The organism is Rhizobium lentis (genome assembly GCF_014200175.1).
Taxonomy (GTDB): domain Bacteria; phylum Pseudomonadota; class Alphaproteobacteria; order Rhizobiales; family Rhizobiaceae; genus Rhizobium; species Rhizobium mulingense.
The window spans coordinates 324788-347531 of sequence record NZ_JACHBD010000005.1 but is presented as its reverse complement, the minus strand read 5'-3'; the positions used below and the strand labels follow the sequence as shown (position 1 = coordinate 347531).

Here is a 22744-nt window from a genome sequence, read left to right as displayed (position 1 = left end):
ATCAAGGATGGTTGCCTGGTGCCGGCAACTGACGAGTTGGGCGCGGCGATCGAACCGAAGGCTCGCCGGCCGGAGCTGTCATCTCCCCCTTCACCATGTTCTCTCTTGCCGGCTTTGTTAGTGCTCAAGCCTAACCATCTTTGCTCGCACGAAACGGTATCTTCTGCAGTTCCGTTAGGGTCAAACCGCAATTTCGGGGCCGCGTTCATCATAAGGAGCAACGTGGCAAGCTATGGGGTACACAGACTTACTTCAAATATTGTACGTCATCTCGGCGTAAGACGTAAACGACAAGTCTGTTCTACGTCCAATAGCTGGAGCGGCAAGTATGGAGGCAATCGGTCTGCCAGGATATTCTGATGACAGTTTCGGTCGCGAAAGCGCAGGTCATGAGAAAGCAATCAGCAGACAGCAGCCAAACTTCAGTTCTCCATCCGAAGGGCGCCTTGGGATGGACGAATGTCCTTGGTGTTCGCGTTTCGGCGGTCAATCTCAGAAGCGCGACCGGGCTTATTCAAACCGCGATTGAAGACGGCAGGAAGGGATATGTGTGCGTTCGCGACGCGCACGGCATCGTCCGATGCCAGGACGATGCCGAACTTCGGTCGATACATAACCGGGCATTCCTCGTAACCCCTGACGGCATGCCGTTGGTGTGGGCACTGAAACGTGCGGGCCATTTGGAAAGCGACCGGGTCTACGGACCTGACCTGATGCTGTCTGTTTTCGACGCCGGCAGAGCCAAAGGCGTGCGCCATTTCCTCTATGGCGCGACAACCGAGACGCTGGATCGGTTGCAGGCACGCCTTCTCGCAAAATTCCCGGAAGCGCAGATAGTCGGCTCCTACGCACCACCGTTTCATCAATTGTCGCTGCAAGAAGAGACGGATATTGCAGACCGGATCAATCGGTCAGGCGCGGATATTATCTGGGTTGGTCTCAGCAGCCCCAAGCAGGAACTCTGGATGGCTCGCATGCGCGATCGTCTTGATGCATCAATGCTCATCGGTGTCGGAGCGGCTTTCGACTTCCACGCCGGCCTGAAACGACAGGCTCCCAGGATCATTCAAAGAAGCGGCTTCGAATGGGTGTTTCGCCTTCTATGCGAGCCGCGGCGGCTGTGGCGGCGCTATGCGCTGGTCGTGCCGACCTTCATCTCACTGACAGCATTCCAGAGACTGGGACTTCGGAAATTTCCGATCGAAGACGAGGTTTTTGGATCGACCGCGCCAAAAGCAGCAGCTGTAAAGGTGTAAAGCCATCATGTCCCTACTAGCGTCGATCTCCGACCTGCCGAAGGCAATCACCGCAAACGATGTGGCCGCACGAACAGGTCCGGCAAATTCTGTCCCGCCGATGGCAAACGCCACGCCGGGCGCTGCGTTCAGCAAGGGGCTAAGGCTGAATATACCAGCTCCCATCAGACGCAAGGCATCTCGGCTTGCTACGTCGTCGATCTTGGTTGCCGGCGACATCGCGAGCTATCTCATCGCCTACTCTCTTCTTCTGCTGTTTCTTCCATACGGTTCGGAGAACATGCTACTGGAGCGTGCTTGCGCACTCGCAGCACTGGCAGCGATCATCCTCTATGCATCGAGCGCGCTCTATCCTGGGTATCGGATCCACGACCACGAACATCTGCGCCGCCGCACGATGGCGTCTGTCAAGGTGGCTGTCATTGCGGCGCTTGGGGCAATCCTTCTACCGGAAGGGACGCGACTGCTGCTTCCCCTCTTTGGGTTTCTTGGCCTCGGGTTGATTGTTCAGCCTGCCATGCATGGGGCTGCCCGTGGTCTGTCGCGCAGACTTGGTGTCTGGGGAGAGCAGGCGGTGATCATCGGCGGCAGCAATCGTATCCCCGCGCTCATCGCGCATTTCACAGATCATTGGCAGTATGGCATTCGGCCGGAATCTTGCGTCCCCGACATTTCGGACCTATCGCCCTATGACCGCCCATCGATTGCCTTGATCGCCGATGATACGGGCTCACACATCGCCGAGTTGGCGACGTTGCGTCAGACGTTCGCCGAAGTCATCCTCCTCTCCGATACGCCAAACGTCAAAGTAGCCGGATTGCGACCGGCGGAGATCGGCGGCGAGATCGGTGTTCGCTTGGCGAGCAGCGGGGGGGCGGCAAACTCGAACCTGGTGCGTCGCGCCCTCGATCTGGCGATCGCCATTCCCGCGGTGCTGGTGCTTATGCCCATCATTCTCATTGCTGCTGCGGCGATCTATGCCATCGATCCGGGGCCGGTTTTCTTCAGACATGCCAGGGAAGGTTTGTTTGGCAAGCCGGTTCACGTCCTGAAGCTCAGGACGATGTACAGAGATGCGGAACAACGCCTCGAAGCGTTGTTCCGAGACAATCCAGCCGCACAAGCAGAATGGTCCACTCACTTCAAGCTTCGGGAGGACCCGCGCGTTTTGCCGGTGATCGGACATCTCCTTCGCGCATCGAGCATCGATGAACTCCCGCAGCTGGTGAATATCATTGCAGGGGAAATGGCCCTGGTGGGACCCCGTCCGTTTCCGGAGTATCACCTCTCGGCGATGGATAGCGAATTTCGTGACAAGCGGCGTTCGGTAGTACCGGGGCTGACAGGCCTCTGGCAGATATCCGAACGAAGCGATGCGGATATCGAGCTGCAGCAGCAACTCGACGGCTTCTATATCGACAACCGGTCCCTGTGGTTCGACTGGTACATTCTTCTCAGCACAATTCCTGCGGTCCTGAAGGGCAAGGGAGCCTGCTGACCTGTTTCTCGTCCTGCGCACAATCATCAACAATGGAGCACATCAATGCACGGACACAAGCGAGTTTTGGTTACCGGCGGCACTGGATTTCTGGGATCATTCCTGTGCGAAAGGCTTTTGCGAGAAGGCAATGACGTCCTCTGCGTGGATAATTACTACACCGGTTCGCGCGACAATGTCCTGCATCTTCTCGACGATCCTCGCTTTGAGGTGCTCCGTCATGACATTACCTTCCCGCTTTATGTGGAGGTCGACGAGATCTACAACCTTGCCTGTCCGGCATCTCCGGTCCACTATCAGCACGACCCCGTGCAGACGGTGAAGACCAATGTGCACGGGGCCATCAATATGCTCGGCCTGGCCAAACGCACCAAGGCGAAGATCTTCCAGGCATCGACGAGTGAAGTTTATGGCGATCCGGCCGTCCACCCCCAGCCCGAGGAGTATCGAGGCAGCGTCAATCCCATAGGTCCGCGGGCATGCTACGACGAAGGCAAGCGGTGCGCCGAGACGCTGTTCTTCGACTATCATCGCCAATATGGCGTGGAAATTCGGGTAGCGCGGATCTTCAATACCTACGGGCCGCGCATGCAGACCAATGACGGACGGGTCGTCTCCAACTTCATCGTTCAGGCGCTTCAAAACGAGCCGATCACCATCTTCGGCAACGGCACGCAGACGCGCTCATTTTGCTATGTAGACGATCTGATCGAGGGCTTCCTCCGCCTGATGGGTGCGCCGGCCGGTGTTACCGGTCCGATCAATCTCGGTAACCCAGGAGAATTCCAGGTCCGGGAATTGGCCGAAATGGTCATCGAGATGACGGGCTCGAAATCACGCATCGTTTACAATCCCTTGCCGATGGACGATCCGACGCAGCGCAAGCCCGACATTTCCCGCGCACAGCAGGACCTCGGCTGGCAACCGAAGGTGAACCTTCGTGAGGGGCTTGAGAGAACGATCGCTTACTTCGAGTGGAAGCTTTCTGGTGGATTAAAGAACAGGATTGGTGTCAACTCCTGGCAAGAGCCCTATCCACATCTGGCAGCTCCGAGCGTCGAAGTCACTGCTCCTGGAGCCATCCGATAGGGACATGAACAGCAAGGTTGATCATCGAAAACCGCGCCTCGTTTTTTTCCAATGGGACCACCAACCCAATGCAAACGCGGCCGGTTACCTGCTGCTGCACATGCAGCAGCAGGTCAAGTGCCTGGCAACACATTTCGATGTCGTCGTCGTTAACCGCGACTGCGATTATGCAGAGATATGCGACAGGTACGAACCGGATCTGACGCTGTTTGAAAGCGGTTATCGGTCGCACGGCTCACGTCGGATAAAAATCACCAACACCACTACCAATATCGCGGTCCCGAAGCTTGGCCTTCATAATGCCGACCCATGGTGCGATCGGCGCGCCGGCTTCCTTTCCGATATGGAGCAGTGGGGCATCGAGACCTATTTCGCAATCGCAACGATGACTCCAGAATACATGCCGGCGGTAAAGGAAAATCTGTTCGTCTGGCCAAATTTCATCGATCCCGAAGTCTACCACGACTATGGGCAGCAAAAGGTCATCCCGGTCACCCTCACAGGTCAGGCCTACGGTCTCTATCCCTGGCGACAGACGATTTTTCCGATCATCCGCGACCGTTATCCCTGCCTGGTCTCACCGCAACACGCCTATGAGAGCAAGCTGGCGTCCCGGCTCTTATCCGGAGAGGCCTATGCGCGCGCGCTTAACGCAAGCCTCGTCGCCCCCACATGCGGCACCATGGGCGGCGAGGTCGTGCGCAAGCATTTTGAGATCCCCGGGGCAAAGTCCTGTCTCGTGGCGGAACGAACGGCAGCGGTGGAGTCGGCTGGCTTTGTCGACATGGAGAACTGTGTTTTTGTCGACAGCAGCAACGTGGTCGAGAAACTGGATTACCTTTTTGCTCATCCCGACGAAATACGGCGGATCACCGCAGCCGGTTACGACTTGGTCCATTCGTGTCATACATTGACCCACAGGCCGCAAATATATCAGTGGTTCATGCTCAGCAAAGGCCTGCAGGTCGGCGAAAGGATCATCCAATCCGGCCCCTTCGGCGAACTTGCGAAGGTAGGGCGTACCTCAATGCAACAGAGCGTCCATATCGTTGGAGAAGCGAGCGATCGCGCTTTGCTGAAGCAGGGGGACTTGCTCCTCGAGCAGGGCAGAGTGGAGGACGCCAAGCACTGCTACGAACGCTGCCTGGACTTTGTCTCCTACCTGCCCGAAGCGAAATTCCGCCTTGCCTTATGTGCATTGCAAGAGGGCGACGCCGATCGTGCCTCCGGCCTTCTGATAGACCTCGTAAAGGTAACGATGACGGACTATGGGGCGCCCGACCCGGATCCGGTCGAATGGGCTTATTTCCTGCTCGCTTTGATCTGCAGAGGCCAGCTTAAGCAGGCGTCCAAGCTGCAAGACTTTTATCCTTCTCTATTTCACGACGAAATCAGGCGCGCGCACCTTGTCATCGCGCAACTCGGTGGTTCGGCTGATGCGGTTGTCCCGAGATCGGATGGCAGCGATCGGAAAAGCGTTCATCAGCTTCCCGATCGGACAGATTCCGAGTGGCTCGTGTGGTTCACCGATATTCTTGAGCGGTGTCAGCGGCCTGATCTTGCAAATGGTCTTCGGCTTGCAACCCTTGGGGGCAGCGCAGCCGGCGAGAACACGAAAGCTCCACACTTCGAAGCTGATGCCGGTTTGCGCCTGCGACTCTATTCAGGCATCGATGGTCTGATGGTGAAACTGCGCCTGAACGGCTTGCGGCCGAATGTGCCGCCTCTGCCGGAATTCCGATATTTCTGGCACCTGGCGCGGGGTCTAGTTCCCCACTCGCAGAGAGGCTCTTTGCGCAAGATTCAAATGGCGCTTTCACGGCCTCCAAGGAGCATCCGTAATTGACTTGCGAAAAAATGTAGGTGTGGGTAGCGACACCTGGACGGCGCGTGGGAAAGAATTCAACTGAGCCTATGCGCCACCCGATGACAATCCATGATGTCAGATTATCGACTCGGTGGCGCATTTTCCGTGCCGCCACCGAGATGTTTAGGAAAAAATGTGCTCGCAGTGCGAGGCACGATAGAGGCCCGCCTGCCGCATCAGCACAGGCTGCTTGCCGTTGAGCCGCCCGAAAGATTATTCTGAAAAAGGTCGTTGAGCTTGAACACGACTTCCGTCCTGTTGGTGGCTTTAACCTTTTTCATGATGTTGCGGACATGCACCTTGACGGTGCTTTCTCGAAGATTGAGCTCATAGGCAATGATCTTGTTCGCCTTGCCGCGCCGCAGCGCCGCTACGACTTCGGCCTGACGATCGGTGAATATCCCCGCCAGCGGCTGGGCTGGCGAGCCGCTCGACTGCAGCAAGTGGCGCATAGCAAACAGAGCGCTTGCAGGCACAAAAAGTCCCCCTGCTACCGACAGTGCGATCAACTCCATGCAAACGCTAATGCTGACCGAGGCTGGTATGTAACCTTTGGCTCCGCAGTCGATCGCCCTAACGATCTGGGCGAAATCATCACTATCTGACAGGATGATCACGGGCGTCGAGACGAATTCGGACGAAAGGCTCTTGATCTGCTCCGAAACGGCAGGGTCGTCGACCATCTTGCCTCCGACATTCAAGAGAATTGCCGAAAGTGGGGGATATTCTTCGCGCTTCTGCTTCCACTCCTCAATCGATCCAAACGCCAGAATCTCGAAATCTGCCGTGTGGGCGGCCATGCATTGCGCGAGGCAATGCCGATCAAGTTCTCTCCTGTCGAGTATAACAAGTGAGTGCTTTGGACTTGCCGGTCGGGCAAGCGCCGCCGAGCCATTTTCTACCTCCAGGGGAAGTGATATATTTTCCTGCCTATGGTTTATGTTTATTGAATCCAACGCCTTGTCCTCCCAGTCTTTTTCCACGCGGTACGCAAAGTCGAACGTGACCTCCCCTCGCAAAATGGAGAGTTTGATTAACAAAAGTGCTAATTTATTACCACACTTCCGGGGTCGTCACACTAATTAATAGTGGTTAGGCCTGCACCTTTGTTCCATCATTGGATATCAATAGAACAACTTCTGGGGCTGATCAATATATTTATAAACATTTTGTATAAAGATTTGTGACATTACTATATATATTTACCAAACATGTGAAATCAATTACCCGGCATGGATCCAGTGGCGGGATCGACCATCGGCTGATAACCGATCCTGCCGAGCGATTGCGATAGATGCACGCGAGCCTCGTCATCCGATCCCCGTAAGCATATACGCCTTTTGGTGAATAAGGTTCCACGTATTGTTTCCTTTACTATTAGGGTGAAAACAATTCTCCTTGGAGGCAGAGAAGTATTTGCCCTGTCGAAATGAAATCTTGTGCATTCCCAAGATTGTGACCGGTTTCAGCCAAATCAGGGCCTGTTGGAGTAGGGGACGAACCGGATGATTGCATCGAACGTCAAGCTGGATGACGGCTGCGTTATTCACCATCGAGATCTGGTTAATCTTTACGGCTGCACGATCGGCGCGGGAACGCGGATCGGCACCTTCGTTGAAATCCAGAAAAACGTCATCGTCGGAAAAGACTGCAAGATCTCCAGCCATTCCTTCCTCTGCGAAGGCGTGACGCTGGAAGACGGCGTCTTTATCGGCCACGGGGTGATGTTCACCAATGACACTTACCCCAGGGCCGTCAATTCGGACGGCAGTCTGCAGACCGAGGCCGACTGGGTTGTCATTCCCACACTGGTCAAGCGCCATGCTTCGATCGGCAGTAACGCCACCATTCTGCCTGGCGTGACCATCGGAGAGGCCGCCCAGGTCGGCGCCGGCGCTGTCGTAACGAAGGATGTGCCTGACGGCGCCATTGTTGCCGGTGTTCCGGCCAGGATCACCGGTCACGTTCATGACCGGTCAGTAAACATGCAAGCGTTTGGAGGAATGCGATGATCGGCATTGCTGTTGTTGGATATGGATATTGGGGTCCGAACCTGGTCCGCAATATCTCCGAGGCGGGCGGGGCACAGCTTATTTCCGTCTGCGATCTCAATGTCGAACGGTTGGCGGCGGTGAAGGGCCGCTATCCAGCAGTAACGATCACCGATAATTTCGAGGAAGTCCTGCGTGATCCGAGAGTGGATGCGATCGCTATCGCGACACCGGTCTCTACCCATTACAAGCTCGCAATGCAGGCGATGATGGCCGGAAAGCATGTCTTCGTCGAAAAGCCGATGGCATCGACGACGGAAGAAGCCTCGCGGATGGTCGAGGAAGCAGCGCGGCGACGCCTCGTGCTCGCCGTCGATCACACCTTCGTCCACACCGGCGCCGTCCGCAAAATGCGCGAGCTGGTCGAAAGTGGCCTCGGCGACATGTATTACTATGACTCGGTTCGGGTTAATCTGGGGCTGTTCCAGCATGATGTCAGCGTCATCTGGGATCTCGCGGTGCACGACCTGTCCATCCTCGACCATGTCCTGCAGGAAAGGCCGGTGGCGGTTTCCGCAACGGGGATGAGCCATGTCCTCGGCGAACCTGAGAACATCGCCTATCTGACGCTCTTCTTCGAAAGCAAGCTCATCGCCCACATCCACGTCAATTGGCTGGCGCCGGTCAAGGTGCGCCGTACGCTAATCGGCGGCAGCAACAAGATGATCGTCTATGACGATCTGGAGCCCAGCGAAAAGATCAAGGTTTACGACAAGGGCATCACCATGTGCCCCAACTCTGATGCATATGGCGAGAAGGTCCATCAGATGCTGGTCGGCTACCGCAGCGGCGACATGTGGGCGCCCAAGCTCGATATGACCGAGGCATTGAAACGCGAGCTGGATCACTTCGTCGATTGCATCGAGCAGAATACGCGGCCGATTACCGACGGCCAAGCCGGGCTGCGTGTCGTCCGCATCCTTGAAGCCGCAAGCCGGTCACTCGCTCAGCGCGGTCGTATCATCGAGCTCGAAGAGGCGAGGCGCATTGCATGATTCCGTTCCTGGACCTCAAGGCACAGTATAATTCCATCAAGAGCGAAATCGACGCCGCGGTGCTCGGCGTCCTGGCTTCGGGGCAATACATACTAGGCGAAGAGGTTGCCCGCCTCGAGCAGGAATTCGCGGAATATTGCAACGTCAAACATGCGATCGCAGTCAACACCGGTACCAGCGCGCTGCATCTGTCGCTTCTCGCGGCTGGCGTCGGCCCCGGCGATGAAGTCATCACCGTGCCATTTACCTTCGTCGCGACCGTATCGGCGATCTGCTATGCGGGCGCACGGCCTGTTTTCGTCGATGTCGAGCCTGTCACGCTGACGATGGATCCGGCTCAGCTCGAGGCAAAGATCACACCCCGCACCAAGGCCATCATTCCCGTCCATCTTTACGGGCAGATGGCCGATATGGATGCGATCCAAGCGATTGCCGACCACTACCGGATACCTGTTATCGAGGACGCCTGCCAAGCGCATGGGGCGCAATACAGAGGCGCGTGCGCCGGCAGCCTCGGCGCTTCGGGCTGCTTCAGCTTCTACCCGGGTAAAAACCTCGGAGCCTGCGGCGAGGGGGGCATCGTCGTGACCAACCGCGACGACCAGGCCAAAACAATGCGCATGCTGCGCGACTGGGGCCAGGAGCAGCGCTACCACCATCTGCTGAAGGGCTTCAACTACCGAATGGACGCCATTCAGGGCGCGATCTTACGCATCAAGCTCAGGCACCTCGAGGCCTGGACCGAGGCGCGGCGCGCGCATGCGGGCCGCTACACGTCGCTGCTTGGGCGATCGGCGCATTTGACGACGCCCGTCGAGAAAGCCGGCCGGCGCCACGTCTACCACGTCTATGCCGTCAGAAGCCGCGATCGCGACGAGCTTCAGCGCGTGCTGAGCGCGGAGGGCATTCAGTCCGGGCTGCACTATCCGATCCCTGTTCATCTGCAGCAGGCTCATGCCGACCTCGGTTACCAAGCCGGCGATTTCCCGGTTTCGGAGGCTGCTGCAAAAGAGGTTCTCTCGCTGCCGATTTATCCTGAGATGCCCGCGTGGCACGTCGATCAGGTGGCAGCCGCGTTGGAAGACGCCTATGTCAGCTGATCGTGCGGGCGAGATTCGGATCGTGCATGCGGTGCACGGCCGTCAAGAAAGACCGGCGGATCCGGCTTACCAGGCGGGGCTCGTCGAAGAACTCAGGCAATCTTATGGACGCGCCGGCCTGATCGAGCTCTACGGTCGCTTCGCGACGGGGGATGGTGTCGTCGACACCATGATGCGCAAAGCCATTTGGCAGGCGATAACGCGCAGCTGCGGCACGGGATTGCAGGTTGCAGGCGGCGCCGGCTTCAAACACCCGGAGACGTTCGAGATCGGCAACGGGGTGTTCATCGGGGCTCAGGCCTATATCCAGGGACGCTTCGACGGCCGCTGCACGATCGGCGACAACGTCTGGATCGGACCGACGGCCTATTTCGACGCCCGCGATCTGGTGATCGAGGATTCCGTCGGGTGGGGACCTGGCGCCAAGGTGCTTGGCTCGAGCCACACGGCACTGCCGGTGGATGTCCCGATCATTCGCACGGATCTTGAAATCAGGCCGGTCCGCATCTGCGCGGAGGCCGATATAGGAACGAATGCGACCATTCTTCCCGGCGTGACTATCGGGAAGGGGGCGATCGTTGGAGCGGGAGCCGTCGTCGTTTCGGACGTCGAGCCCTTCTCGGTTGTCGCAGGGGTTCCTGCGAAATTTATTCGTTGGCGTTCGGAGAATGATCCGATGACGAACATGTCGCGTGAGGAAAGATCATGAAAAACAAACGGGTGCTCATTACCGGCGGTGCCGGTCTGATCGGTTCGCATATTGCCGATCTTGTCGCATTGGAAAAACCTCGCGAGATCATCATCCTCGACAATTTCGTGCGCGGGCGCCGGGACAATCTCAGCTCGGCAATCGGCAGCGCGCCCCTTAACATCATCGACGGAGATATCCGCGACAGGGCACTGCTGGCGAAAGCCTTCGACGGCGTCGATATCGTCTTTCATCAGGCGGCCATCCGCATCACCCAATGCGCCGAAGAGCCACGACTGGCTTTCGAAGTCCTTGCCGAAGGCACGTTCAACGTTCTCGAAGCTGCCGTCAAAGCGGAAGTTTCGAAGGTCGTTGCAGCCTCTTCCGCCTCCGTACTGGGGCTTGCCGAAAGTTTTCCGACGACCGAAGAGCATCATCCCTACAACAACCGGACGATCTATGGCGCGGCAAAGACCTTCAACGAGGGATTGTTGCGCAGCTTCGCCGACATGTATGGTCTGCGCTATGTCGCGCTGCGTTATTTCAACGTCTACGGGCCGCGAATGGACGTTTACGGCGCCTACACCGAAGTGCTGATCCGCTGGATGGAACGCCTTGCAGCCGGAATGCCGCCGCTGATCTATGGAGACGGCAGCCAGACGATGGACTTCGTCGATGCACGCGACATCGCCCGGGCAAACGTGCTGGCGGCGAAGAGCGACGTTACCGACGAGGTGTTCAACGTCGCGAGCGGCAGGGAAATAAGCCTGCTGGAACTCGCGCAGATGCTGAGCGACATCATGGGGTCCTCACTCGAGCCGCAGCACAAAGAAGCGCGCACGGTCAACGGCGTAACCCGTCGTCTTGCTGATATCAGCAAGGCCGAAAGGCTTCTGGGTTTCAAGGCGGAAATCTCGATGGAGCAGGGGCTTCGTGACCTTGTCGCGTGGTGGCAGTCGAAGACTGCGGCCGGAGGCCAAGCTGCATGAGCCCGTCATTATCCACAATCCCCGTCGCCAAACCCGTCCTCGGAGAGGAAGAGGCTGAGGCCGCCCGGCGCGTTATTCTATCGGGATGGGTGACCCAGGGGCCGGAAGTCGCCGCTTTCGAGCGTGAATTTGCGGCCTATGTCGGCGTGGCACACGCCTGCGCCGTTTCCAACTGCACAACGGCGCTCCATCTCGCCTTGATGGCAGTCGGCGTCAGCGCTGGGGATGAAGTCATCACGGTCAGCCATTCGTTCATCGCCACCGCGAATGCTGTTCGATACTGCGGTGCAGTGCCGATCTTCGTCGACATCGAGGCGGACGGCTACAATATCGACCCCCGCTTGATCGAAACGGCAATCACGCCCCGCACCAAGGCAATCCTGTGCGTGCATCAGCTCGGCATGCCTTGCGATCTCCGTTCGATTGTGGACATCGCCAAGAAATATTCGATACCGGTTATCGAGGATGCGGCCTGTGCTACGGGAAGCGAAATCCTGTGGCAAGGCGGTTGGGAAAAGATTGGCAAACCGCATGGCGATATCGCCTGCTTCTCCTTCCATCCCCGAAAGGTCGTCACCACGGGTGATGGCGGTATGCTGACGACGGCGAACCCGGAATATGACCGAAAATTCCGGCTGTGGCGCCAGCATGGTATGAGCGTCACCGACGCAGTCCGCCACGGCTCTAAGCAGGTGATCTTTGAGGACTATGATGAGCTGGGCTACAACTACCGGATGACCGACCTCCAGGCCGCGGTGGGACGAGTGCAGTTGCGGCGGCTGCCGGAGCTGATTGCGCAGCGGAGACAGCTTGCCTCGCAGTATCGCGAGGGGCTGTCCACGATCCAAGGTCTGTCGATTCCCACCGAGCCGCACTGGGCTCGAAGCAACTGGCAAAGCTTCTGCGTGAGACTGTCTGATGAAATCGACCAGCGGGCCGTCATGCAAGCGCTGCTCGATCAAGGAATATCGACGCGACGCGGTGTGATGAACATTCATCTGGAGGGAGCCTATTCCGGCCAAAACTCCCATCGCGCGGCCACCAGCCTGACGCGAAGCGTTTCGGCGCAGCAGCAAACCATCATCCTGCCGCTTTACGCCCAGATGACGGAGGTCGATATCGAAAGAGTCATCGAGGCATTGCGCCAGGCCGTTGCCGACGCCGGGCGCGTCGTCCGTCAGCCCGAGCAGGACGTCGTACCGGCCTGAAGCGAATGCCTGCCCGCTGCGGCGTGTGAATACCACATCAGAAAAAGCGCGCATTGTCCAATGCGCGCTTTTTCTCATGCGGATTTCGTGATCCATCCTCTGACGATTGCCGGCATCGACTCCGGTGGTAGCAGCTCCACCAGCATGCGCAGCGAGTAAAGCCCGGTCACGACAACGGCGACGCAGCCGATCACCGTCGCCGACCATGCCGGCAGGAGCAAGAAGGCCGATACGACCAATCCCGATGCAGGCAGGAACAGAAGCGCGTGCCTGCGATTGGCGCGCGACCAGCGAAAACCGGTAAGCCGACGCACGATCACGTAAATCAGGATGCTGTGCCAGACGTAGAGGCCGAAGAACGCCGTGCCGGCTCCTGTCGTACCGAACTTTGACACGAAGAGCCACGCCAGCCCCACATGCACCACCGTTGCTGCGACCTCCGTCCAGAAGAAGATCGTCTGCGCACCCTTCGCCAGCACGATGAAGCCCATCGGCCAGGCGACGATCCTGAGCATCATTCCAAGGCAGATCCAGCGCAGAAGCTCCACGGCTCCATGAAACTCGGCCGAATAGAACAAGCTCATGACGAGCGGCGCCAAGGTCAGGGTGGCGATCAGGCCGGGGCCTGCCAGCAGCATGCTGATTTCCGCCTGCTCATTGACCAGCCGGTTGCACTCGGCATTGTTGTCCGCGGTTGCGGTTAAGCGCGGATAGAAATCCGTTCCCATCGCCTGAAGGATGAAGCCGGCATACAGCCCCCCGAGCGCCCAGGCTGCCTGATACAATCCAGCCGCTACGATGCCGCCTTCATTCAGCACGATAAGGCGGATGGCATAGGCCGCGCCGAAGGTCAGGAGTCCGCTTGCCATGAAAGCGACGCCGAGCCTGAACAGAGCTTTGGCTTCCGAGCTAAACTGGTGCGCCGACATTGGGGGTGGGCGCGTGGATATTTGTTTGCTGTACCACCAGGTGGGAAGGACTGACACGGCCGCGATCGCCACGAGAGAGGGTACGATCGCCTGCTCGCCGAACAGATAGATCAGCGGGATGCTGATCATCGTGCCGAAGAGCCCCGAAAGCACGTTGATGCGGGCAAGATTTGCAATGCCCCGCATGCCCTGGATCAACGCAGCCTGCCCGGCAGACACGATCCGAAAGAAAACCGCCAGGGACAGCAGCACGATGCCGCCGGCATGCTGGTAGTCGCCGAAGGTGAAATTCGACACCGGAAAGGCCAGCGCAGCAAGTAAAAGCCCGCCAAGCAACCCGAGCACCAGCGAGATGCGCCTGAGCGCTGTCGCCGACCGCGCGATCTTCTCTTCGTCGCCGGCGCCCGCCGCCTCGGCGATTCGGCGCACACCGCTGCTGCTCACGCCCAGACCAGCTATCGCTTGGGCGATATCGAGGATTGCCGTGTAAAGGCCGAGAAGCCCCACGCCTTCAGGGCCGAGCAGAACGGCGAGCGCCTTGTTGCGAACGATGCTCAGGGCGACATTTACCAGCGAGGAACCACCCATCAGCATCGTCGACTTGAGGATTTGGGTATAAGTCTGACCGCTGGGTGGGATCATGCGCAAAGTCATCATTCAACCCTTGTCGCTCGGGTCAGGTCGGTCCCCATCAAGCGCCATTCCTTCCAGACAGGCGGCCTTGGCGCCTTGGCAGCGCTCAAACGTCCGCTCCAGCTGAATGAGAATAGGTGCTCGTCGAGGCTCACTGGCCGGCTCGATCTGCGAGCGCGGGGGCTTCTGATGATCGGCTCGAATTGGTCTGAAGCGAACTGTCCAAAATGCGAGGCTGAACGACCCTCACGACATCGCCCGGCGCCAGCGTCGTCGTTTCCGAGGCTTGGAACTGGTCGATTTGTCCTCCGTTCCGACGGGTCACGCTGAAGGTAAGCGGAAGGTCCTCGGCGAGGCTTTCAATGCCGTCATTGCTTCCAAGGTCTTCGATAAGCAACTTCTGCGTTGTGTCGCGCTTCATCTTCAGTTGATCGAGACTTGCCCGTTCGGACTGTGCTTCGATCGCCACTTCGCTCCGGCGTGCGTCGTAGAGTCCCTCGAGGTTCCGTGTCGTCTCGCTGATTGCCTGGCGGCCCCGCATGACGGCGGTGACAAGGTCGAGCTTGTCGGAGCGGTAAGTCGTCAGCAACCGTTCCAGATCCAACTGCCTCGACGAGACCGTCAGGCCCTTCTGAACTAGCGACTTGACGCTGAGCAACTGGTCCTCGACGGATTTGATATTGTCGTCTGCGCCCGTCAGTTTCTCTTCCAACGTCGATATTTCAGTGGTCAAAAGATCGCGCAATTCGGTGAATGCTCTTGCCTGCCTCTCCAGCGCATTGGCGCGAGCCCTAAAGATAATCCTTTCCTCCTTGTATATCCCGGCGGCAAATTGCTGATCGGCGCCGGTCGCCTGATCGAAGGTAATCTCCTGCGCTCCATCCATCTCCGCCTGGAGCCGCGCCAATCTCGCGGTGCTGCGCAGGATCGAGTGATTGATTTCGCGCAATTCTCCTACGATTTGGGTCGAATGCGTTTTCTCCTGATCTTTGGCGCGACGCGGCCCGCCGCTCATCGCCAGGGATTGGAGGACGGTCAGTCCGGGGCGGAAGCTGTACTGCCCCGGGGTCGTTACGTCCCCCACGACGTAGATCGGCGGGTATTCGAGAAGTTCGATGGTCACGGCAGGTGCCTGGGCCAGACCCATCTTTGCCTGAAGGCGCTTGCCGATCTCCTTGGTAAGACCCTCATTGTCCAGATTGCCGACCGCCAGCGACCCTAGGAAGGGCAGTGAGACGATACCTGCATCGGAAACCGTATATTCGCCGCCGATCCCATCCCATCGTTCAAACTGGCCTTTGGAGGCTATCCATTGAACGACCGTCAGGCGGATCTTCGTTTGTGGCGCTAAGCTACCGGCGAGAGCTGGCGGTACAGCTCCGGCGACAAAAACGAGTGCACTAATGACGGACATCGCGCGGAGGAACACGCGAGGGGCGCGGTGTGGTAGATTCATGTACATGTCTCGCCTGCAAAACATTCCAACACGGTACAATACGTTTGAACGCTGCTTGAACGCCGGACGCCAAGTCCGAAGCTTCCCGCTAGTGTGCAGTCTGGCGAAGCCTTGAGGAAGGTGGAGGTCGTTTGCTCTGCCACATCAATATTGATGAGGTGGGGAGGAGCTTCAGACTAAATTGGGTAGAAACATATATCTTCGGCGCGACACGAAGCTATAGACCGGGGAAAATCAACAGGTTCTGCACGCAGGAATAGCCGCGCTCGCTTGGCGGAGCCGCAACTCTGCCGGTAGTGCCTTTCTGCTCGGATCGTCGATTTTGCCCGATTATGACCGACGGCGTCGCCACCACTGCGGCTGGGAGCCTGCTCGGACACTGCGAATCGTTGCTCTCGTGCGTCTCGTCCAGGGCGTCGGCGGCGCAGCATGGCCGTTTGCCCAAAGGATGCCGCCTGTAGAGCGAAAGGCGTAGGGTATACCCCGGTCGTTTTCGACTACAATTCGAGGCCGCGTACCAAAAAGATCATGATAAATCTAACTCTGCTAATCTCGCGAGAGGTGCCTGCCATGAATCGCAACGCTCGTCGGTGGACTTCGCGCTCACTCCTGGTGGATTCGCTATTTCCTCGGTGGTTTGCAGCCGGCGAGACGGTGAGACCGCGCAAGCCTGCCGAAAGGCACGCAGACAGTGCTCAACTTGCGGCATCCGCGCATACTGCGGGTGGACCCAAGCTTGATGGCAAGCTTGTAGACGATTCCAACAATAACCCGGCGTTCGCCGAGCGCGAGGCGGAACATCGGACGGGGGTGATCGCCGACCCTGACGTTCAGGATAGTATCACCCACCCACTGCCGCCCTTGTCCGACCCTTTCGCAGCAGATCGCGAGACCGGAGACCGGAAAGGTAACAGCGTTGCATCTCGGTTTTTTACTTATGGGCCGGGCTTTTCGGGATTCAACGTGCACGCGAACGGAGTTGCATTCGGACCTCGATCGCCGCTTTATCGCAGCTCCGCTGATATGAGCCTCATTGGCGACGATCCACTGGCGCCGTATCTGCCGCAGAGCCCGGCACCGACAGGCTCGGGGCAGAATTCTGCGGTGGCCGGCGAACGTGCGCACTCGGGCAAAGTCGTCATTCTCGAATCGAGCCCGTCAGCGCAGGCCACCGCCCAGCATGCTGGGGCGAATTCACTGGCCTTTGGCATGCCCTTTGGTGTGTGCGGGTGCGGCTACTATACATCCCCGACGCGAATTCTCGACTGGGCTCATGGTGTCGGCATGCTCCAACAGGACGGTCAATTGCCGGGGACCAAGCTGACCGAGGGCCCGGACTTTGTATCTACGGCCAAGCGGGCGATCGCTGCCTCGATCAGCGACCCGCTTCTCGATCGTAACCTGTCTCCGCTCTCGGGCTGGCGCGGAACCGCAAGTTGGACGGAAACAGCGGCCTTGAACGGATCCTTGCCGGGCGGCGGAGAGACCGGAAAGGGCACCACTACGAAGGGCACCGGCATCCTTTCTGGCTCGGTGACGACGGCAACGACGACTACGCAGCGGTCGATGACGACACAAAGTCTGGCCGCGGCGGCGGCCGCCAGCAACGCGATCGTCCTGGAAAACCAGAAGCAAGGCAATCCGGAGAGCGAGTGGGGCATCGACGGTGCCGGCAGCTCCAACATCGAAGGGTTTGCGACCGATATCAGCGTCGACAACGGCAAGACGATCAGCTTCAAGATTAACACGAATTCCACCAACTACCGGATCGATATCTATCGGCTCGGCTATTACGGCGGCATGGGCGCCCGCAAGGTCGCGACCATGCAGCACACCGGCTTGCAGACCCAGCCGAATCCATTGCGCAATTCCACGACGGGCACGGTCGACGCCGGCAACTGGGCTGTCTCGGCCTCGTGGGCCGTCCCCGATGATGCCGTCTCGGGCGTCTATGTCGCCAAGCTCGTGCGACAAGACGGCACCTTCGGCGAAAATCATATCCCGTTCATTGTGCGCGATGACGGCAGCCAAAGCGACATCGTCTTCCAGACGGCAGACGAGACCTGGCAGGCTTACAACGGCTGGGGCGGCGCAAACCTCTATGGCGGCAACGGCCCGGCGACGGGGCAGGGTGCTGGTCGCGCTTATGCGGTGAGCTACAACAGACCGATTGCGACTCGCGGCGGGGTCGGCACTTTTGCCGGTCCGCAGGACTATCTGTTCGGCGCCGAATATGCGGGCATCTACTGGCTGGAACAGAACGGCTACGATGTTTCGTACATGTCCGGTGTCGACGTCGACCGTTATGGCAGCCTGTTGCTCAATCACAAGACATATATCGATGCCGGGCACGACGAATATTGGTCGGGTCAACAGCGAACCAATGTCGAAGCCGCGCGAGATGCCGGCGTCAACCTGATGTTCTGGAGCGGCAACGAGGTCTATTGGCGCACCCGTTGGGGTAATGCCTACAGCGCCGATGGCACGCCTTATCGCACCCTCATCACCTACAAGGAGACGTGGGCCAACTCCGGCATCGATCCTTCCAACGAATGGACGGGCACCTTCCGCGATCCACGCTTCAGCCCACCCGCCATCGGCGGCGGAAACCCGGAAAACTCACTGACCGGGCAGTTATTCAAGGTCGACGATGTCGGCAACAATCTCGCCGCGATCACGGTCGGGTATGACGACGCCAACCTGCGCTTCTGGCGCAATACCAGCGTCGCGAATCTTCAGCCCGGCCAGACGGCAACGCTCACCAAGAACTATCTTGGCTACGAGTGGGATGAAGCGTCTGACAACGGCTTCGATCCGGCGGGTCTCGTCAAGCTGTCATCGACAACGCTTCCAGTCAGCACTTACTTGCTCGACTACGGAAACACGACCGGGAATGCCACCGCGACCCACAATCTGACGCTTTACCGCGCACCGAGCGGGGCGCTGGTGTTCGGCGCTGGCACTGTCTACTGGACATGGGGCCTGAGCGACAATCACGACAATCAGGCGACCCCGACCGATCCCCGCGTGCAGCAGGCGATGGTCAATCTGCTCGCCGACATGGGCATTCAGCCGGGAACACTGCAATCCGGGCTCGTCGCAGCAACCGCTTCGTCGGACCATACCGCACCGACCTCGCTCATCACGGTGCCCGCCACGGCGACCGTTGGATCCACCGTGACGATTACCGGCACCGCTAGCGATGCGGGGGGCGGGGTCATCGCCGCCGTCGAGGTTTCGACCGACAACGGGGCCAGCTGGCATCCGGCCACGGGCGACGAGAACTGGACTTATACCTGGTCGCCGCAGACCTCGGGCACCTACACCATCCGATCTCGCGCAGTCGACGATAACGTTAACCTGGAAACCCCCTCCGCGGGGCGAACGGTCACTGTTAACGGGCCGAATTACACGTCACTCTTCGGTGCGGCGACGCCAGCGGTCGTCAACACCAACGATACCTCAGCCGTTGAGCTCGGCGTCAAATTCCAGACCTCCGTCGCAGGCACCGTCACCGGCATCCGTTTCTACAAGGGCAACCTGGATACGGGCACGCATACCGGCTCATTGTGGTCAAGCACCGGCACGCGGCTTGCGACCCTCACCTTCACCAACGAGACGGCCAGCGGCTGGCAGACCGCCTATTTCACCAGTCCGGTGACGCTGACGGCCGGGCAAACCTACACCGCGTCTTACCACACGAACAGCGGTCATTATTCGACGACCACCAACTACTTCACCTCAAATGTGACCAGCGGCCCGCTGACGGCGCCCGCCAGCGGCAACGGCGTCTACCGCTATGGCAGCAACAGCCTGTTCCCCTCGAGCACCTTCCAGTCGACAAACTATTGGGTCGATGTGATGTTCACGACGTCGGGCACGCCCGGCAATACGACGCCGACGGCGGTTGCCGATGCGGGGGATGCGACCGAGAAGGGCGGGGTGGCCAATGGGTCGGGCGGCGTGGTTGCCAGCGGCAATGTGCTGACCAACGACACCGATCCGGATGCCGGTGACACCAAGACGGTGTCGGCAGTCAACTTCGGCGCGACGTCGGGCACGCTCGGCTCGGCGCTGAACGGCACCTACGGCAGTCTCGTGCTCAATGCATCGGGCGCCTATACCTATACGATCAACGAGAGCAATACCGCCGTCCAGGGGCTGCGGCAGTCGACCAATACGCTGAGCGATGTCTTCAGCTACACGATGCGCGACAGTGCCGGCGCCACCGCCACGGCAAACCTGACCGTCACCATCCATGGTGCCAACGATGCACCGGTGCTGGCGGTGCAGACAGCGGCCCAGAATGCCACCGTCGGTTCCGCCTTCTCCTTCACCCTGCCGACGACGACCTTCAGCGATGTCGACAGCGGCGAGACGCTGACCTATTCGGCAACGGCTGCCGATGGCACGGCACTGCCGTCATGGCTGAGCTTCAACGCCTCGACGCGGACCTTCTCCGGCACGCCGACGACCTCAGGCACTTATGGCGTCAAGGTGACGGCGACCGATCTCGGCGGCCTTGCCGCCAACGAGACCTTCAACATCGCCGTGTCAACGCAAGGCAACACGCCGCCGACGGCAGTTGCCGATGCGGGTGATGCGACCGAGAAGGGCGGGGTGGCCAATGGTTCGGGCGGCGCGGTTGCCAGCGGCAACGTGCTGACCAACGACACCGATCCGGATGCCGGTGACACCAAGACCGTCACGGCGGTTGTCTTCGGTGCGACGTCGGGTACGCTCGGCTCGGCGCTGAACGGCACTTACGGCAGTCTCGTGCTCAATGCATCGGGCGCTTACAGCTATACGATCAACGAGAGCAATACCGCCGTCCAGGCGCTGCGGCAGTCGACCAATACGCTGAGCGATGTCTTCAGCTATACGATGCGCGACAGTGGCGGCGCCACCGCAACGGCAAACCTGACCATCACCATCCATGGCGCCAATGATGCGCCGGTGCTGGCGGTGCAGACAGCGGCCCAGAATGCCACCGTCGGCTCCGCCTTCTCCTTCACCCTGCCGACGACGACCTTCACCGATGTCGACAGCGGCGAGACGCTGACCTATTCGGCAACCGCCGCCGATGGCACGGCGCTGCCGTCATGGCTGAGCTTCAACGCCTCGACGCGGACCTTCTCCGGCACGCCGACGACCTCAGGCACTTATGGCGTCAGGGTGACGGCGACCGACCTTGGCGGCCTTGCCGCCAACGAGACCTTCAATATCGCCGTGTCGACGACTTCGTCGACCACCTACAGCCTGTTCTCCGCCTCCAGCACGCCGGCCCAGACCAACCTCAACGACGGTCAGCAGCTTGAGCTTGGCGTCAAGTTCACGTCGAACGTCGCCGGGGATGTCACCGGCATCAGGTTCTATCGCAGCGCCAACGACAACGGCCAGAACGTCGTCGACCTGTGGAGCGCCACGGGCACCAAACTTGCCACCGCCACCTTCACCAATACCACGGCGAGCGGCTGGCAGACGGCGAACTTCACAACGCCCTTCACCATTGCCGCCAACACGACCTATGTCGCCTCCTATCACACGACAGGGGCCTATGTGGCGACGGCCAATTTCTTCACGACCGCCGTCACCAGCGGCCCGCTGACGGCGCCCGCCAGCGGCAACGGCGTCTACCGCTATGGCGGATCCGCCACCGCTGGCATTTTCCCAAATGCCACTTTCGGTGCTACCAATTATTGGGCCGATGTGGTCTTCCGTCCGGGATCGGGCACGCCCGGCAATACGACGCCGACGGCGGTTGCCGATGCGGGGGATGCGACCGAGAAGGGCGGGGTAGCCAATGGGTCGGGCGGCGCGGTTGCAAGCGGCAATGTGCTGACCAACGACACCGATCCGGATGCCGGTGACACCAAGACGGTGTCGGCAGTCAACTTCGGCGCGACGTCGGGCACGCTCGGCTCGGCGCTGAACGGCACCTACGGCAGTCTCGTGCTCAATGCATCGGGCGCCTATACCTATACGATCAACGAGAGCAATACCGCCGTCCAGGGGCTGCGGCAGTCGACCAATACGCTGAGCGATGTCTTCAGCTACACGATGCGCGACAGTGGCGGCGCCACCGCAACGGCAAACCTGACCATCACCATCCATGGCGCCAATGATGCGCCGGTGCTGGCGGTGCAGACAGCGGCCCAGAATGCCACCGTCGGCTCCGCCTTCTCCTTCACCCTGCCGTCCACGACCTTCAGCGATGTCGACAGCGGCGAGACGCTGACCTATTCGGCAACGGCTGCCGATGGCACGGCGCTGCCTTCATGGCTGAGCTTCAACGCCTCGACGCGGACCTTCTCCGGCACGCCGACGACCTCAGGCACTTATGGCGTCAAGGTGACGGCGACCGATCTTGGCGGCCTTGCCGCCAACGAGTCCTTCAACATTACTGCATCGACGACGCCTGCGACCTACAGCCTGTTCTCGGCCTCCAGCACGCCGGCCCAGACCAACCTCAACGACGGTCAGCAGCTTGAACTCGGCGTCAAGTTCACCTCGAACGTTGCCGGGGATGTCACCGGCATCAGGTTCTATCGCAGCGCCAACGACAACGGCCAGAACGTCGTCGACCTGTGGAGCGCCACGGGCACAAAACTTGCCACCGCCACCTTCACCAATACCACGGCGAGCGGCTGGCAGACGGCGAACTTCACAACGCCCTTCACCATTGCCGCCAACACGACCTATGTCGCCTCCTATCACACGACAGGCGCTTACGTGGCGACCAACAATTTCTTCACTGCCCCAGTCACCAATGGTCCGTTGACGGCGCCCGCCAGCGGCAACGGCGTCTATGCCTATGGCGGTTCCGCCACAGCGGGTCTTTTCCCGACCAACAGCTTCAATTCAAGCAATTACTACGCCGACGTTGTCTTCCGGCCGCAGCTCGCGGCGTGACGCAAGGGAATAAGGTTAGGGATCGATTTCGAATGAGGCTAATAGGACGCAAACGCAGGTCGCAACGAGGGGC

The 22744-nt window shown here is 59.4% G+C and carries 14 protein-coding genes; 11 read left to right on the top strand and 3 right to left on the bottom strand.

What is annotated here, in order from left to right; genetic code table 11:
• The first annotated feature begins 389 nt into the window (after positions 1-389).
• From GGI60_RS14610 to GGI60_RS14595, 4 genes are read left to right on the top strand one after another with little or no spacing between them, the layout of a single operon-like run.
• Positions 390-1256 carry a WecB/TagA/CpsF family glycosyltransferase gene (locus GGI60_RS14610; protein WP_183917027.1) on the top strand — a complete coding sequence of 289 codons (867 nt, stop codon included), beginning with the start codon at positions 390-392 and terminating at the stop codon, positions 1254-1256.
• Positions 1257-1263: 7 nt separating this feature from the next.
• The gene (locus GGI60_RS14605; RefSeq protein ID WP_183916854.1) at positions 1264-2754 is read left to right on the top strand and encodes a sugar transferase; all 1491 of its coding nucleotides are present in this window, start codon (positions 1264-1266) and stop codon (positions 2752-2754) included.
• A gap of 45 nt (positions 2755-2799) precedes the next feature.
• Complete coding sequence (locus GGI60_RS14600) at positions 2800-3843, top strand: UDP-glucuronic acid decarboxylase family protein (RefSeq protein ID WP_183916852.1); 1044 nt, start codon at positions 2800-2802, stop codon at positions 3841-3843.
• Positions 3844-3847: 4 nt separating this feature from the next.
• The gene (locus tag GGI60_RS14595) at positions 3848-5689 is read left to right on the top strand and encodes a glycosyltransferase (protein ID WP_183916850.1); all 1842 of its coding nucleotides are present in this window, start codon (positions 3848-3850) and stop codon (positions 5687-5689) included.
• 197 nt (positions 5690-5886) lie between these two features.
• On the opposite strand, the gene GGI60_RS14590 is transcribed toward GGI60_RS14595, so the two are convergent.
• Complete coding sequence (locus GGI60_RS14590) at positions 5887-6666, bottom strand: response regulator transcription factor (protein ID WP_183917025.1); 780 nt, start codon at positions 6664-6666, stop codon at positions 5887-5889.
• Between the two features lie 549 nt (positions 6667-7215).
• Between GGI60_RS14590 and GGI60_RS14585 the strand changes: the two genes are divergently transcribed.
• Genes GGI60_RS14585 through GGI60_RS14560 form a run of 6 tightly spaced genes read left to right on the top strand, consistent with a single transcriptional unit; the run spans position 7216 to position 12741 of the window.
• Positions 7216-7722, top strand: coding sequence for an acyltransferase (locus tag GGI60_RS14585; protein ID WP_040112884.1), 507 nt, complete (start codon positions 7216-7218; stop codon positions 7720-7722).
• Entirely contained in the window at positions 7719-8756 is a 1038-nt protein-coding gene (locus GGI60_RS14580; RefSeq protein WP_183738412.1) for a Gfo/Idh/MocA family protein, read from the top strand. The genes GGI60_RS14585 and GGI60_RS14580 overlap by 4 nt, the downstream gene beginning before the upstream one ends.
• Positions 8753-9856: a DegT/DnrJ/EryC1/StrS aminotransferase family protein gene (locus GGI60_RS14575; RefSeq protein ID WP_183916847.1), complete on the top strand. Its 1104-nt coding sequence runs from the start codon at positions 8753-8755 to the stop codon at positions 9854-9856. The genes GGI60_RS14580 and GGI60_RS14575 overlap by 4 nt, the downstream gene beginning before the upstream one ends.
• Complete coding sequence (locus GGI60_RS14570) at positions 9846-10565, top strand: acyltransferase (protein WP_077993451.1); 720 nt, start codon at positions 9846-9848, stop codon at positions 10563-10565. The genes GGI60_RS14575 and GGI60_RS14570 overlap by 11 nt, the downstream gene beginning before the upstream one ends.
• The gene (locus GGI60_RS14565; RefSeq protein WP_183916845.1) at positions 10562-11533 is read left to right on the top strand and encodes an NAD-dependent epimerase/dehydratase family protein; all 972 of its coding nucleotides are present in this window, start codon (positions 10562-10564) and stop codon (positions 11531-11533) included. The genes GGI60_RS14570 and GGI60_RS14565 overlap by 4 nt, the downstream gene beginning before the upstream one ends.
• Positions 11530-12741 carry a DegT/DnrJ/EryC1/StrS family aminotransferase gene (locus GGI60_RS14560; protein WP_183916843.1) on the top strand — a complete coding sequence of 404 codons (1212 nt, stop codon included), beginning with the start codon at positions 11530-11532 and terminating at the stop codon, positions 12739-12741. The genes GGI60_RS14565 and GGI60_RS14560 overlap by 4 nt, the downstream gene beginning before the upstream one ends.
• A 74-nt stretch (positions 12742-12815) precedes the next feature.
• Here the strand turns inward: GGI60_RS14560 and GGI60_RS14555 are convergent, their stop codons facing one another.
• Complete coding sequence (locus GGI60_RS14555) at positions 12816-14324, bottom strand: O-antigen translocase (RefSeq protein WP_183917023.1); 1509 nt, start codon at positions 14322-14324, stop codon at positions 12816-12818.
• Between the two features lie 130 nt (positions 14325-14454).
• Positions 14455-15765 (bottom strand): polysaccharide biosynthesis/export family protein, encoded by a 1311-nt coding sequence (locus tag GGI60_RS14550; RefSeq protein WP_183916841.1) that lies wholly within the window; start codon positions 15763-15765, stop codon positions 14455-14457.
• A gap of 804 nt (positions 15766-16569) precedes the next feature.
• Between GGI60_RS14550 and GGI60_RS14545 the strand changes: the two genes are divergently transcribed.
• The gene (locus GGI60_RS14545) at positions 16570-22671 is read left to right on the top strand and encodes a DUF4082 domain-containing protein (RefSeq protein ID WP_409527262.1); all 6102 of its coding nucleotides are present in this window, start codon (positions 16570-16572) and stop codon (positions 22669-22671) included.
• Positions 22672-22744 lie beyond the last annotated feature (73 nt).